Origin of the sequence: Nocardia sp. NPDC006630, assembly GCF_040611495.1 — a bacterium.
Taxonomy (GTDB): domain Bacteria; phylum Actinomycetota; class Actinomycetes; order Mycobacteriales; family Mycobacteriaceae; genus Nocardia.
This window is the reverse complement of record NZ_JBEXOK010000004.1, coordinates 114857-130434: the sequence shown is the minus strand read 5'-3', so window position 1 is coordinate 130434 and position 15578 is coordinate 114857. Positions and strand designations below refer to the sequence as shown.

Below are 15578 nucleotides of genomic sequence, written 5' to 3'. Positions count from 1 at the left end.
CACATCAATCTTTTGCCGAGGAGTCGTAGTGTCTGACATTGCCATTGTCGGAATCGGGTGCCGATACGCGGGTGGTATCGATTCACCGGAATCCTTCTGGGACTTCATCATCAACAAGGGCGACGGCGTCGTCGACATTCCGGCCACGCGCTGGGACTACCGCCGCTACTACGACCCGGACCGGCGTACGCCCGGTCGCATGTACACCAAGCGGGGCGCCTTCATGACCGGCGACCCTTGGGCTTTCGATCCCGACTTCTTCGGGATCTCGCCGCGTGAGGCGGCAGCCATGGATCCGCAGCAGCGGCTCATTCTGGAGGTCGCCTGGGAGGCGCTCGATGATGCGGGCATCGCGGGCCACATTGCCGGGACGTCGATCGGCGTCTACATCGGTGCGTTCACCCTCGATCAACTCGCGGTCTCCAATACCACCGAGGCGCTGCCGTACGTGGATATGCACACCGCGGCGGGTGCGTCGTACACCATGCTGTCGAACCGAATCGCGTTCGCGCTCAATCTGGTCGGCCCCGCGCTGACGGTGGACACGGCGTGCTCGTCCTCGCTGGTCGCACTGCACCTCGCCTGTCAGGCGCTGCAGAACGGGGACTGTTCGGTCGCCATGGCGGGTGGCGTCACCATGCTGCTGCAGCCGGAAGCCTTCGTCACCATGTGCAAGGGCGGCTTCCTCGCGACCGACGGCCGCAGCAAACCCTTCGACGCGGCGGCGGACGGTTACGGGCGCGGTGAGGGCTCCGGCATGGTCGTGCTCAAGAAGCTGGAAGACGCTGAGCGCGACGGGGATCGGGTATACGCGGTCATCAAGGCGACCGGCTCCAATCAGGACGGCCGCACCACCGCGATCACCGTGCCCAATGCCGATCTGCAGGAGGCGCTGGCCAGGAAGGTGTCCGAGCGGGCGGGCATCGCACCGCACGAGGTCACCTATGTGGAGGCGCACGGCACCGGCACCCCGGTCGGCGATCCGCTCGAATTGCGGGCCATCGGACGGGCTTACGGTCAGGTCGAGGGCCGCACCGAGCCGGTCGGCGTCGGTTCGGTGAAGGGGCAGCTCGGCCATACCGAAGCCGCCTCGGGCATTGCCAGCATCATCAAGTCCGCGCTGGCCATTTCCAAGCGCACCATCGCACCGCAGGGCTGGCTCGAGACGCCCAACCCCGATATTCCGTTCGACGAGCTGGGCATCAAACTACAGCTGGACGCGGAAGCGGTCGGCCCCGAGATCGAGCGAATGACCGTCGCGGTCAATGGTTTCGGCTACGGCGGCACCAATGCGCACGCCATCCTGCAGGAATACCTGCCCACCGCCGAGGCGGTGCGGCAGCCCAGGCACTTCGGCGTGCTGCCGCTCTCGGCGCGCACCGATCAGGCCGCGCGTGATCTGGCCCGCGGCTTCGCCGAGCTGATCGCCGACGGCGCGGACCCGGGCCTGCTGGCCGAAGCGGCGTGGACGCGCCGCCAGCACCACCAGTTCCGCACCGGGCTGACCTTCGCCGACGACACCGAACTGGTGCACGCACTCATCGAATTCGCCAATGGCAGCGGCCGCGCCGCGACCAAGGTGATCCCGCGCAAGGTCGCCGAACCGGTCTTCGTCTTCACCGGCATGGGCCCGCAGTGGTGGGGCATGGGGCGCGAATTGCTCGCGGCGGGCGGCACTTTCGCCGCCGAGGCGGCGCGCATCGACGCGGAGTTCCAGGAGATCTCCGGCTGGTCCATCATCGAGGAATTGCGGCGGCCCGAGGAGGAGTCGCGGGTCACCACCACCGCGATCGCCCAGCCCGCCAACTTCCTGGTACAGGTGGCGCTGTTCGCCATGCTCGAGGAGCTGGGCATCCGCCCGGCCGCGGTGGTCGGGCACAGCGTGGGCGAGGTGTCCGCGGCCTATGTCACCGGCATGCTCTCGCTGCACGACGCGCTGCTGGTCAGCTACCACCGCGCCCGATTGCAGGCCACCACAGCGGGTTCCGGCGGCATGCTCGCGGTGGGCCTGCCCCGCGCCGCCGCACAGGAATTGATCGACGGCGATGCGCTGGTCGATATCGCGGCCGTCAACAGCCCGAGCGCCGTCACGCTCGCGGGTGCGGCGGAGCGCCTCGACGCGATTGCCGAAAGCCTCACCGAGCAGGGCATTTTCGCGCGCCGACTACATGTCGAGGTGCCGTACCACAGCTACCTCATGGAGCCGATTCTCGACGAATTGCGCACCGTGCTGGCCGATGTGAAGCTGTCGGACCCGAAGCTGCCGCTGCTGTCCACGGTCACCGGGCAGACGGTCACCGCGGGTGACTGGGACGCCGAATACTGGTGCTCGAATGTGCGGCAGCCCGTGCGCTTCGCCGATGCGATCACCGCGCTCGTCGGCACCGGCAGCCGGGTATTCCTGGAGGTCGGCCCGCATCCGGTGCTGGGCGCCAATATTCGCGAAATCCTCATCGGCGCCGATGAAACCGGCACCACGGTGGCCACCCTGGATCGCAAGCAGGCCGATGCCGAGAGCATCCGGCAGACCATCGCCGGGCTCTACAGCGCGGGTGTACTGGATATCGGCGCGCTGTTCGGGGACCTCGTCACCCCGCACATCGAGCTGCCTCGCTACCCCTGGCAGCGCACCCACCTGCGCCATGAACTGCCGGCCTTCCAACAGCTGCAGCACGGAACCCCCGGCGTGTACACGATGCTCGGTGATCCGGACCTGAACAATACGACCACCTCATGGCGCATTCAGCTCAGCGTCGGGGCCTACCCCTGGCTCGCGGACCACGTGGTCGGCGGAGCCCGAATCCTGCCCGGTGCCGCGTATTTGGATGCGGCGCTGAGCGCGGCGGCGCTGCGCACCGAATCCACCCGGGTCGCGGTCGAGCAGGTGCGCTTCCTGGCGCCGCTGATCATCGACGACGGCACGGCTCCGACACTCGAGCTGCACGTGGAGGAGACGACCCGGCGCTTCACGATTCGCTCGCGCGCCAAGGCCGATGCGCTGTGGACCACCAATGCGACCGGCAGGCTGGTCGAGGGCATTTTCGAACCGCCCGCGGTGACCCTGCCGGATATCGAGGAGATGCACGACGTCGACCCGGCCGCGTTCTATGCCGGATTGGCCGCGCGCGGACTGCAATACGGCCCGGCCTTCCAGCGCACCACCTCGATTCGGGTCTCCGGATCAACGGTCCTGGCCACTCTCGACGGCACCATAGCCACCGATTCCGGTCACCTGGCGCATCCGGCCGTGGTCGATGCGGCGCTGCAGAGCGTGGCCGCCCTGCTCGCCGGGACCGGCGGCACGGAGGACGGGGCCATGGTCCCGGTCGGTGTGGACGAGGTCCGGGCCTTCGGGATCATTCCCGATCAGGTCACGGTGGTGGCGCGGCTCGACACCAGCGCCGCACCGGTCGCCGATATCGATCTGCTCGATGCCGAGCAGCGGGTCGTGCTGCAGATCATCGGTATGCGTTTCGGCTCCATCGCACCGGGTCGTGCTGCGCTGCAGCGGATGACGGACTTCTTCTACGAAGACCGCTGGGAAATGCGCGAGCCGGTGGACCGCAGTGGGCTGCCCGGCGCCGAGGCGGCGTTCACGGTCGTGTTCGATCTGGGGACCCAGCCGAGCGCACGTGCCGCGGAGATCGCCGCACTGGGCCGGGGCGAAACCCTCGTACTGGGCGAGCCCAGCCGCGAGGATCTGGAAACCCTTGTCCGCGAACGTCTCGAGGCCGCGATCACGCACGAGGGCGTGGAGCGCCTGCATGTCGTGCTGGTCGCCGGAACCGAATACGACGACCTCGACAATCTGTGGACACTGCGCCGGGTGGCCGTCGCCTTCGAGGCATTCTTCGAGGACTGGGTCACACAGCGCGGGGTGGAGGTGCCGATCATGGGCGACGGTTCCATGCACGTCACCCTCATCACCGAGCACGCCTTCGCACATCCGCACGAGGAGACCGCACCCGATCCGGCGCATGCCGCGCTGCTGGGCGCCCGCCGGGTGCTGCTGAACGAGCAGCCGCGGCTGCGCTGGCGACTGGTCGACATCGAATCCGAGGTCACGACAAAGGAACTCGCGGCGGAGCTGACCATTCCGGGCGCCTTCACCTACGACCACTCCGATGAGGTGTTCCTGCGCAACGGCTTGCGCTGGGTCACCGTGGTCGACGCCTCACTGCAGGGCCGGATCGACGGCCTGGACGAGCCGGTGCCGCTGACGGATCCGGAGGCCAATTTCACCCTGGAACTGCCGAAGTCGCGGGTGCTGTCCCGCCTCGGCTGGCGACGCTGCGACCGGCGGGCGCCGGGACCGAACGATGTGGAGGTCCGGCTGCGAGCCATCGGCCTCAACTTCAAGGATCCCCTGAAGGTGCTCGGCGTACTCGGTGAGGAGGAGTTGGCGGGCACCGCCTTCGGCCTCGTTCCGGGTATGGAGGGTGACGGCGTCATCGTCCGAATCGGTTCGGACGTCACCGATCTCGCGGTCGGCGACAAGGTCATCATGTCCTCCAAGGGCATGTTCGGCCGCTTCCACACCACCGATCGCGGCCTCGTCACCCAGGTGCCCGAGGAGCATCAGCCCGGATACTGCACCAGCGATACGGCCTTCGCGACCGCGGAGCACGCACTGCTGGGGCTCTCGCATCTGCAGGCCGGTGAGGTGGTACTGGTGCACGGCGCGGCCGGCGGTGTCGGCTCGGCGGCGGTGCAGATCGCCAAGCTGCACAATGCGATTGTCATCGGCACCGCCAGTACCGAGGAGCGGCGCGCGTACGTCCTCGAACAGGGCGCCGATCATGTACTCGATTCCCGTTCGCTGAATTTCGCCGAGGATGTGCTCGCACTCACCGACGGCACTGGCGCGGATATCGTGATCAGCACCGCGCCCGGTGAGATCCTGCGCCGGAACTTCCAGGCGGTGGCCGAGTTCGGGCGCATCGTGGAGATCGGCAAGGCCGATATCTACGGCGGCGGCGTGCTGGATCTGCGCTTCTTCGACAAGAACATCTCCTACCACTCCTTCGATCTGGACCGCATGTTCGCGCTGCGCCGGGTCGAGTCGGTGGAGCGGATGAAGCGGGTCGAGGCGTCACTGGCCTCGGGGAAGTACAAGCGACTGCCGTTCACGCTGTACGACACCGATGATGTGGTCCGGGCCTTCGAGGATGTCGCGCGCTCCACCCAGATCGGGCGGATCGCCGTCAGCCTGGATTCCGAAGCGCCGCTGGTGCGTCCGCAGATCCCGAAGGTCACCGTCGATCCCGAGGCGCAGTACCTGATCACCGGTGGTTTCGGTGCGTTCGGGCTGGCGATCGGGCGCTGGCTGGTCGGGCTCGGTGCACGGCATCTGACCCTGCTGGGACGCAGCGGCGCGACCACCGATGCGAGCCGCGATCAGCTCGCGGCGTGGGAGCACCAGGGCGTGCAGGTGACCACCGAGCGCGCGGACGTCACCGATACCGAGGCCATGGCCGCGGTCATCGGCCGCGCCCACTCCCCCGAGCATCCGCTGCGGGGCGTGTTCCACACCGCGGGTGTCGTGGACGACAAGCGCATTACCGTCATGGATCGCGGCAGCCTCGCCTCGGTATACCGGCCCAAGATCGAGGGCGCCCGAGCGCTGCGCAACGGTATCGCGCTGGCCGGGGCCGAACTGGACCTGTTTGTGCTGTTCTCTTCCGGCAGTGCGATTTTCGGTGGTGTCGGCCAGTACTCGTACACCGCGGCCAATCTCGCGCTGCAGTCCGTCGCCGATGTGGTCGCCCGCGGCGGCGGCAAGGTGCTGGCCGTCGGCTGGGGTCATATGTCCGGCGGCGGTATGGCCGAGGCCGAGGAGAATCTGGCGCGGTACCTGCGCAATACCGGATTCGACTCCGTCGATATGGACGAGGGCACCGAATTCCTGGAGCGCGCACTGGAACTCGGCCTGCACCACCAGGTCGCCATGATTCCGGTGGACTGGAGCAAGGTCTCGGCCACCGCGCCGTTCTTCGCCATGACCGGCCGGGTGGAAGCACAGATCGCGGCGGCGGCCGAAGACGATTCGGCCGCATCACAATTGGTCACCGCACTGCGCGCGCTCGATGAGCAGAAGCGCGGAGATGTGGTGGCGCACATGCTCGCCGAACAATTGGCGGTGGTCATGGGGGTCGACGCGGACTCCATCGATCTGACCGTGCCGGTGCCGGAACTCGGCCTCGATTCGCTCATGGCGGTCGAATTCGGCGCACTGGTGGGCAAGACCCTCGGCATCGACCTGATCTCGCTGAAACTGGGGCGTACCTTCACGCTCCAGCAGGCGGGAACTCGGGCTGCCGAAATCCTTATCGGCGCACCCAGCGACGCGGCGCCCACAGCGGCGGAGGTGACGGTATGACTGAATCAGCACGCGATCTAGCACGGAAACTATTGGCGGGCAATGGAACCGGTGGCGGTACCGCCACCATCCAGAACCCTGCACCCCGGCCCGCAGCCAGCGCCCCGGCACGTCCGGTGCGCGGTCCCGGCCGCCAGTTCGCCGACCATCCGGAGGTGGCGGCGACGGTGGCCAAACAGGCGGCCATCACCGCCATCAGCGCGCAGTCGGGGCTGGTGAATCCGCTGTTCCTGGCCCGAACCGGGCCGAACGACACGGTGATTCACGCCGATGACCGCGATCTGGTCAACTTCAGCGCCTACAACTACCTGGGGCTCTCGCACCATCCGCAGGTGATCCAGGCCGCCAAGGATGCCCTGGACCAGTACGGCGCCTCGGCCTCGGCCAGCCGGATCGTGGCCGGGGAGATCCCGCTCTACGGCGAGCTGGAGCAGCGGCTGGCCGGTATCTACGATGTCGGCGATGCCATGGTCACGACCAGCGGGTACCTCACCAATGCGGGCGTCATCGGCTTCCTGCTCGGTGAGGGCGATGTGGCCATCTGCGATTCGCTGATTCACGGCAGCGTGGTCTCCGGCACGCAGTGGGCCGGTTGCCGCCGAATCAACTTCCGGCACAACGACCCCGAATCGCTGCGCGCGGTGCTGCGCATGTCGCGCGGCGGCTTCGATCGGGCGCTGGTGGTGCTCGAGGGCCACTACAGCATGGACGGCACCGTGGGCAGGGTCGCCGAATTGGCGGCCGTGGCACGGGAATTCGACTGCGCGGTCATGGTGGACGAGGCCCATTCCTTCGGAGTGTTCGGCGAGCGCGGCCACGGGATTCGCGAGTACTACGGCATGGCCGGCGCGGATGTCGATATCTGGATGGGCACACTGTCCAAGGCGCTGGGCAGCTGCGGCGGCTTCATCGCCGCCGATGCCGATCTCATCGGCGCCATGAAGGCCGCCGCCCCGGGGGTGGCGATGCTCACCGGCGGTCCGGCGCCGTCGACCATTGCCGCGGCGCTCGCGGGTCTGGAAGTGCTGGAGGCGGAACCGCAGCGGGTCGCCCGGCTGTGGGACAACACCCGGCTCTTCGATGCGCTGCTGCGGGAGCGCGGACTCAACCTGGGCGAGTCGCAGGGCACGCCGATCTTCCCGGTGATCGTGCCGGGCGAGATTCGGGCCGGGTTCGTCTCCGGCGTACTGCTGCAGCGCGGGGTGTACGCCGGAGCCATTTCGGCCCCGGCGGTCCCGGTCGGCAAGGAGCGCCTGCGCTTCTTCATGACCTCGGAACACACGTGGCAGCAACTGGTCTCGACGGCGGATCTGCTCGCCGAGACGGTCGCCATGGCCGATCAGCTGCCCGAAACGGCGGCGGTCGGGTAGCCGCTCGGGGATCGGTGCGGATCCCCGCTTCTGATAACGAGCGGGTGGTGCTACGTTAACCGGAGGGTGTTACTCCGGTTAACGTAGCGGGGCCACCCGCTCGAATCGGAAGGAGGCCGTGCCGATGGTGGCACTGGATCTCGATGCACCAGTGGGTGTTTCACATGCGGGAACCGGCGTCCTCGACCGCACCCGCGCGGCCGTGCACGGACGCGGACGCGAAGCCGTGGTGCAACTGGCGGTGATCACCGTCGGATATCTGACCTATCGCATCGGCCGCATGATGGCCGCCGATGAGCAGGATCACGCACTCGCCAATGCCCGAAGCCTGCTGAACTGGGAACATCGCCTGCAGATGCCGCACGAAACGGCGGTGCAGGCGATTTTTGTGCATCACGGGTTCCTCGCGGTCCCGGCCAATTTCTATTACGCCACCGCACATTTCGCGGTGGCGGTCGGCGCACTGCTGTGGCTGTGGACCTTCCGCCCCATGTACTACCGCGTCACCCGCAACCTCATGGTGGTCGTGACCGGCGCGGCGCTGGCCCTGCACATGCTCGTTCCGCTCGCACCGCCGCGCATGCTGCCCGGCGACGGATTTGTGGACCTGGCCGCGAAATACGGCCAATCCGTCTACGGCCCACCCGATACCGACACCCTCTCCAATCAGTACGCCGCCATGCCGTCACTACATGTCGGCTGGGCGCTACTGCTGGCCATGGGCCTCATCGCCGCCACCCGCACCCCCTGGCGCTGGCTGCTGCTCCTGCACCCGCTCATCACCACCCTGGTCGTGGTCGGCACCGGCAACCACTACTGGGCCGATGTCATAGTCGCCGTCACCCTGCTCGCCATCGCGGCCGCGATCCACCCGCCCGTGCTGCCCGACCGGCGCCGAGAATCCCTGACATAGCCGGATGTCGAGCGGCTCGGCCGCTTCCTCATCGATCAGCCGGTGGTCCTGCACCCGGCCGAACAGCTCGCCGAGCGCAGGCCGCAACGCGGCGGTCGGCAAACGTGCTGGGAGGCACCGAATAGCCCGTCCGAAATGAGAGGATCTCCCTCGACCGTATGACAGAAAGCCGGTGGTGAAGACGATGGCGTCAACTGCACTGAAGTCACGCGCCCGGATCGGTGAACTCATCACCGTGCAGGGCCGTCCCATCCACGTCCGCCAGGACGGACCTGCCGACGGCAAACCCGTGCTGCTGCTGCACGGCTTCGAGGGGTCGGTGCACTGGTGGGACGGGGTTACCCCGCTGCTCGCCGACACGTATCGGGTCATTCGCGTGGACCTGCTCGGATTCGGCTGCACCGGCGGCGATTACGGCTTCGACCAGGAGGGACAGGGCAGCATGCTGGCCGCGCTGCTCACCGAACTGGGCGTCGCGAATGTCGCGGTGGTCGGCCACTCCTGGGGTGCGGACGCCGCCCTGGCCGTGGCCGCCCGCTCCCCGCGCATCAGCGAGATCGTGGTACTCGATCAGGCCCCGGATCTGAGCTATCTGAACGTCCCGGCCGCCACGCCGCTGCTCACCCTCGGGCCCATCGCTCGCGTCTTGCAACGCTTCGCACCCGAACCCATTGTCCGCCAGGCCCTTCGTGCCGGCTTCGCGCCGAAGTTCGATCTGACCCGGGCCACACCGTCGGTCCACCAGATGTTCCTGGACCATCAGGCCATGTCCTGGCGCGCGTATCGCGCGGTGAGCACCGATCGACGGAAGGACTTGGCGGCCAATCCCCTGGACCGCCAGATCCGCCGCCTCGCACTGCCCACCCTCGTCATTCACGGCCGCCTCGACGGCATGTACGACTGGGCCGTCACCCGCGATCGCTACACCGCCGCCGGCGCCCGCTTCGAACTCATCGACACCGCAGGCCACAGCCCCAATGTCGAAACACCCGCGGCCTTCACCGCACACCTGCGGGACTTCCTCGCCGCACCGGCGGCGCCCTCCCCCGCCAACGACTGATCGATACCGCTCACCGAACCGCCTCCTTCCTCGAAGGGGGCGGTTTGTTACATGCCCGTCAAAGTTGGTGCAGGTAAACGCAACACGTGGATCGTATACAAAACATGTTGTGTTTCACGCTAGCGAGGGACTGCACCATGAGCGCTCCGGACAAGTCGATCAGCGAATCTCCGACGGGAGAATACGAGCACGAGCCGGTTCCCGCGGCCGCAAGGCGCAGCCTGCTCTCGGTGTCCGCGGTATGGGCCGGATTTCCGATGTGCCTGGGCAATGCGGTTTTCGGCGGGCTCATCGTATACAACCAGGGCATGATGCGGGGGTTCTGGGCAATCCTGCTGGGCAACCTGCTGCTGTTCGGCTACGTGGGCACGCTGAGCTGGATCGCGGGCAATAGCGGGCGGAACTTCTCGCTGCAGGCCGAGGCCGCATTCGGGCGGCGCGGACGCGCGGTGGTCGTCGGCTTCCTGGCCACCGTGGTGATCGGCTGGTTCTCCTATCAGGTCGGATTGACCGGCACGACCCTGCAGAGCGTGTTCGGCTGGAATCCGCTGTGGGGCGGGCTGCTGGGTGCGGTGATCTACATTGTGATCACCGCGCTGGGCATCCGGGCGCTCTCGGTGATCGGGATGATCGGGATGCCGCTCTTCCTGGTAATGGCCGGGGTGGCACTGTATTTCGGCCTCGACAAGGGCGGACAGTCGCTGTCGCACGCACTCTCGTACTCGGGTCAGGGCAATGGGCTCGGGTTCTGGGCCTGCGTGGGCATCGTGATCGCGGGATTCGCCGACTCCGGAACCATGACAGCGGATTTCACGCGCTGGGCCAAGGACGGCCGCTCGGGCCTGGTGGCGGCCGCCTCGGCGTTCCCCTTCGCGAACACCATCGCCTTCCTGATCGGCGGACTGGTGGTGGCCATCGGCGGCGCCGACGATCCGGCCTCGAACGGCGGCGCCTTCCTCGGCCTGCTCACCGGGCACGGCGGGTTACTGACCGGGCTGGCAGTGCTTTTCGTACTGGCGAATCTGGGTTCGGTTGCCGCACACTGCCTCTACAACGGGGCGGTGGGCTGGTCGGGACTCACGCCGCTGCGTATGCGGACGCTCGCGGTACTGCTCGGCGCGGTGGGTTCGTTCGTGGCGCTGACCGGCATCTGGAGCCACATTGTGAACTGGCTGCAGCTGCTGGGCGTGATCGTGCCGCCGATCGGTGCGGTATTGATCGTGGGGCAGCTGCTGTCGAAGCGGGTGCGGCCGCTCGTGGTCGCGGGGGTGCAGCCGATCGCGTTCGCGGCGTGGGCGATCGGCGCGCTGGCCGCCGCCGTGGCGCACTATCAGCTGCCGGGGTCGGTGGATGCCGTGGTCGGGTTCGTGGTCGCCGCGCTGGTGCAGGCGGGGCTGACCTTCGCCCGGACGGTTCCGGCCGCGTCCGCGGAACCGGCCGTCGAAATCGCCGCGGCCTGAGCGGGACTGCGGATGCGAACCTCCGAGCGCAACGAACTCTGCTACCTGCCCGCCACCGAGATCGTTGCCCGTATCGGCCGACGTGAGGTGTCCCCGGTAGAAATCCTTGACGCCGGCCTGGATCGGATGCGGGAGGTCGAACCGACCCTGCACGCCTTCTGCACACCGACGCCGGATCTGGCTCGCGCACAGGCGATTCGGCTGGGCGATGCCCTGGCGCGAGGGGAAGCGCCGGGACCGCTGGCCGGAGTGCCGATGGGCATCAAGGATCTGTTGTCCACGGCGGGCGTGCGGACCACCTCGGGCTCCTGGGTCTATCGCGACTTCGTGCCGGAGGAGGACGATATCGTGGTCGAGCGCAGTCTGGCGGCGGGCGCGCTCTGCGTGGGCAAGACCAATACCTCTGAATTCGGTTACAGCGCAACGGGACAGAACAATCTGTTCCCGATCACCCGAAATCCATGGAATCCCGCGCTCACACCCGGCGGTTCCAGCGCCGGCTCGGCGGCGGCGGTCGCGGCCGGGATCGTCCCGGTGGCCCTGGGCAGCGACGGCGGATGCTCGGTGCGGATACCGGCGGCGCTCTGCGGACTGGTCGGCTTCAAGCCCTCCATGGGCCGGGTGCCGGTCTATCCGGGCTGCCGGGACGAACGGCTGCCCGGCGTATCCGGTTGGGAGAGTTTGGAACACATCGGTCCCCTCACCCGGACCGTGGGCGATGCGGCGCTGCTGCTGTCGGTGCTCGCCGGACCCGATCCGCGTGATCGGCACTCCATTCCGTGCGGGGATATCGACTGGATCGGCGCGGCCCGCACGGGTGAAAGGGATGGGGCCGTCGCCGGATTGCGCGTCGGATACAGCCCGGATCTCGGGTATCTGGCGGTCGATCCGCAGGTGCGCGCCGTAGTCGACCGGGCCGTGCACGAGGTGCTCGAGCAACAACTCGGCTGCCACGTCGAAACGGTCGTCCCGGGCTGGCCGGATCCGGCCGCGGCCTTCTCCGCCCTGATCGTCGCCGAAACCGATCTCACCGGAATGCGGCGCATGATCGACGAGCACGGCGAGCACATGTCCCCGCATCTGGTGGCGTGGATGCGCGAAGACTGGACCGCACAGCATTTCACCGATGCGAACATTATTCGCAAATCTTTGGTTAATGCAATGGCCAGGCTGATGAGCCGTATCGACGTGCTGGTCACTCCGACCTCCGCCGTCCCGGCCTTCCCGATCGGCAGTCACGGCCCGAGCGAGATCGACGGCCGCCCGGTCTCCGACTCCGCCTGGATCGGCTTCAACTACCCCGCCAATCTGACCGGCCAGCCCGCCGCCAGCATCCCCGCCGGATGGACCGAAAACGGTCTGCCGGTGGGTTTGCAGATCATCGGCAGACACCTCGGCGATGCCGCCGTGCTGCGCCTGGCGGCGGCCGTCGAGCGCGTCGCGCCCTGGTCCCAGCACCGGCCCCCGGGCTGAGAACGGGGCGTAGGCTGATCGGGACCTGCATGAAAATCGACCAACCAACCTCTACTTGAAGGACGGCCGATGTTCAAACAGTCCGACCTGTCGACGCTCATTTCCGCCGCGCCGGGGCGTGGCGTCTCGATCTATCTGCCCACGCACAACAGCGGCCCGGAAACGCGGCAGGACCCGATTCGGCTCCGCAATCTGCTCACCGATGCGCACAGCCGGTTACTCGCGGCGGGTGTCAGTAAATCCGAAGCGGAAAGTTTGCTGGCTCCGGGGCACGCACTCATCGAGGATGAGCGATTCTGGCGGTATCAAGATCAGGGGCTGGCGCTCTTCCTCGGAGCCGACGGCTCGTCGTATCACTTCACGGTGCCGCTGACCTTCGCCGAACAGGTACACATCGAACCGGGCTTCTACGTGAAGCCACTGCTGCCACTGCTGGCCGCCGACGGCGAATACGCGGTGCTCACCATCACCGCCGACGGCGCGGCCTTCTACGGCGGCTCCAAATTCGCATTGACGCAGGAGCACGATGCCCTGCTGCCGGTCGGGCCGACCGACAATCTCGACGACGACAATCAGAACCGCGTGCTGGCCAGCCCCGCCGCCCGCCCGCACATCGGCGGCAAAGCCACCACGAGCACGCAGGTCTATGGCGAAACCCCGGCCGACTGGCGCAAAACCGCCCTCGACGAATGGGTCGGCAAGGTGGCCTCCGCGGTCGATCGCCGACTGGCCGATCGTGCGATTCCCCTCGTGGTGGTCGCGGATCCGGAGCTCACCGGGCAGTTCAAGAAGCGAACCACCTTGGGCCCGTTGCTCGTCGGCACGGTCGATACCAATCCCGCGGCGCTCGTCAACGGCAAGCTGCACGCCACCACCTATGACGTGGTGCGGCCGCACTTCGAGGCCGGGCAGCGCGCCGCCCTCGAACGGGCCGCGCAATTGCTCGCGGACGGCCCCACCAAGGTGGCCGTCACCATCGGCGAGGTGGTGCGGGCGGCCTTCCAGGGCCGGGTCGAGGCACTGCTGCTGACCGCGGGTGCGGTGGAGTGGGGCCGCTTCGACGAAATGGCCGATGCCGTCGAAACCCATTCGGAGCCTGGCACATCGGTGATCGACCTGACCGAGTACGCAACGGTGAAGACATTGGAGAACAAGGGTTCGGTCTACATGCTCGAACCCGAGGAGCTCACCGGACTGTTCAAGAGTTCGGTCGCGCCCGCCTCCATCGCGGTACTGCGTTACTGATCACACCGCTGTTCACGCACGACCGGTGATCGCTGCTTGCGCTTTCGATAGCCAGAGGTACGCTCGGAAATGAGTTCGCTCATTTACTGAAGGCAATCCGGAGGTCTCGAATGACTGCGCCAGAGCATGCGACACCGGTCGGCCGCCGCGTCCGGGGCATGCTCGACAAGCAGGAACGCATCTTCGAGGCCGCCGCCGCACTGTTTGCCGAACACGGGTTCGCGCAGGTCACCACGCAGCAGATCTCCGACCGTGCGGATATCGCCGCCGGGACACTCTTCCGCTATGCCTCCTCCAAGGGCGAGCTGCTGCTGATGGTCTACAACGCCGATTTCCAGGCCGCCCTCGATCTCGCGGACCGCCGGCTGCGCGACTACACCGAGCCGGCGGAAGCGGTCATCGAGATCATCAGCCCGACCGTCCGGGCCGCCGGGCGCAATGCCGAGAACACTGTCGCCTATCAGCGCGAGCTGCTGTTCGGCTCACCCGCCGAGAAGTACCGGGCCGAGGGCCTGGCCCTGGTCGCACGGTTGGAGGCCATGGTGGCCGAGCGGCTCACCGGCGCCGCCCGCGCTCGTGGAATCGATTCCGAACTGCTGGAAGAACATTCGCGATTGGCGGGCCGCAGCGTCTTCGCCGTGCTGCACCTGGCGCTGGCGCGGCCGGCGACCGGCGCGCATGCGGAGTACGACCCGCTCGCGGATCTGCGAGCCCAAATCTGCCAAATAGTCGCCGGATTCTTCGCTGCCCTCCCGGCCGCGTCCGACGACGCCCTGGAGAGGAGAACACATTGACCATCGATATCCGCAAGGTGACGGTGCTGGGAACGGGGGTCCTGGGTTCGCAGATCGCCTTCCAGACAGCATTCAGCGGATTCGAAGTCACGGCCTACGACATCAACGACAAGGCCCTCGACGCCGCCCGCGAACGGTTCGTCAAACTCTCGGAGATCTACAAGACCCAGGTGGCCGGGGGCGGCGACGGCAAGGCCGAGAAGGCGGCGGCGGGCATAACCCTCAGGTCCGATCTGGAACAGGCGGTCGCGGATGCCGACCTGGTGATCGAGGCGGTGCCCGAGGTGCTCAGCATCAAACAGGACACTTATACCAAGCTGAGCCAATTCGCCCCGGAGCGAACCATTTTCGCCACCAACTCCTCCACCCTGCTGCCCAGTGATATGGCCGAATTCACCGGCCGCCCGGATCGCTTCCTGGCGCTGCACTTCGCGAATCAGGTCTGGCAGTTCAATACCGCCGAGGTCATGGGCACACCGGAGACCGATCCCAAGGTGTATCAGGCGGTGGTCGACTTCGCCTCCGCCATCGGCATGGTGCCGATCGAGCTGCACAAGGAGAAGGCCGGCTACGTTCTCAATTCGCTGCTGGTACCGCTGCTCAATGCCGGAATGTCCCTCAGCGCAGGCGGTTACGCCGAACCGGAGGCCGTCGACAAGACCTGGCGCATTGCCACCGGCGCGCCGCTGGGCCCGTTCCAGATTCTCGATGTCATCGGGCTGACCACGCCGTACAACATTCTCGTCAACAGCACCGAGCCGGGCGCCGCGCAGCTCGCGAAGTGGTTGAAGGACAACTACATCGACAAGGGCAAGCTCGGAATCTCCAGTGGTGAGGGTTTTTACAAGTACTCCGCGTAAACCGCTGCTCGGCAACCGGTTCGA

The 15578-nt window shown here is 67.2% G+C and carries 9 protein-coding genes; all 9 read left to right on the top strand.

The window, feature by feature from the left end:
- Positions 1-28 precede the first annotated feature (28 nt).
- A complete protein-coding gene (locus ABZX86_RS12340) occupies positions 29-6379 on the top strand; it encodes a beta-ketoacyl synthase N-terminal-like domain-containing protein (protein WP_355122840.1) in 6351 nt (2116 codons plus the stop codon).
- Positions 6376-7749, top strand: coding sequence for an aminotransferase class I/II-fold pyridoxal phosphate-dependent enzyme (locus ABZX86_RS12335; RefSeq protein ID WP_355122838.1), 1374 nt, complete (start codon positions 6376-6378; stop codon positions 7747-7749). Before ABZX86_RS12340 ends, ABZX86_RS12335 begins: the two co-directional genes overlap by 4 nt.
- Before the next feature lie 124 nt (positions 7750-7873).
- Positions 7874-8662 (top strand): phosphatase PAP2 family protein, encoded by a 789-nt coding sequence (locus tag ABZX86_RS12330; protein ID WP_355122836.1) that lies wholly within the window; start codon positions 7874-7876, stop codon positions 8660-8662.
- Positions 8663-8846: 184 nt separating this feature from the next.
- Positions 8847-9722 carry an alpha/beta hydrolase gene (locus ABZX86_RS12325; protein ID WP_355122834.1) on the top strand — a complete coding sequence of 292 codons (876 nt, stop codon included), beginning with the start codon at positions 8847-8849 and terminating at the stop codon, positions 9720-9722.
- Positions 9723-9859: 137 nt separating this feature from the next.
- Complete coding sequence (locus ABZX86_RS12320) at positions 9860-11182, top strand: cytosine permease (RefSeq protein ID WP_355122832.1); 1323 nt, start codon at positions 9860-9862, stop codon at positions 11180-11182.
- A 12-nt stretch (positions 11183-11194) separates the two neighbouring features.
- Positions 11195-12655, top strand: coding sequence for an amidase family protein (locus tag ABZX86_RS12315; RefSeq protein ID WP_355122830.1), 1461 nt, complete (start codon positions 11195-11197; stop codon positions 12653-12655).
- Positions 12656-12724: 69 nt separating this feature from the next.
- Positions 12725-13900 carry a hypothetical protein gene (locus ABZX86_RS12310; RefSeq protein ID WP_355122828.1) on the top strand — a complete coding sequence of 392 codons (1176 nt, stop codon included), beginning with the start codon at positions 12725-12727 and terminating at the stop codon, positions 13898-13900.
- Between the two features lie 110 nt (positions 13901-14010).
- The gene (locus ABZX86_RS12305) at positions 14011-14694 is read left to right on the top strand and encodes a helix-turn-helix domain-containing protein (RefSeq protein ID WP_355122826.1); all 684 of its coding nucleotides are present in this window, start codon (positions 14011-14013) and stop codon (positions 14692-14694) included.
- A complete protein-coding gene (locus ABZX86_RS12300) occupies positions 14691-15554 on the top strand; it encodes a 3-hydroxyacyl-CoA dehydrogenase (protein WP_355122824.1) in 864 nt (287 codons plus the stop codon). Before ABZX86_RS12305 ends, ABZX86_RS12300 begins: the two co-directional genes overlap by 4 nt.
- Positions 15555-15578: the final 24 nt, after the last annotated feature.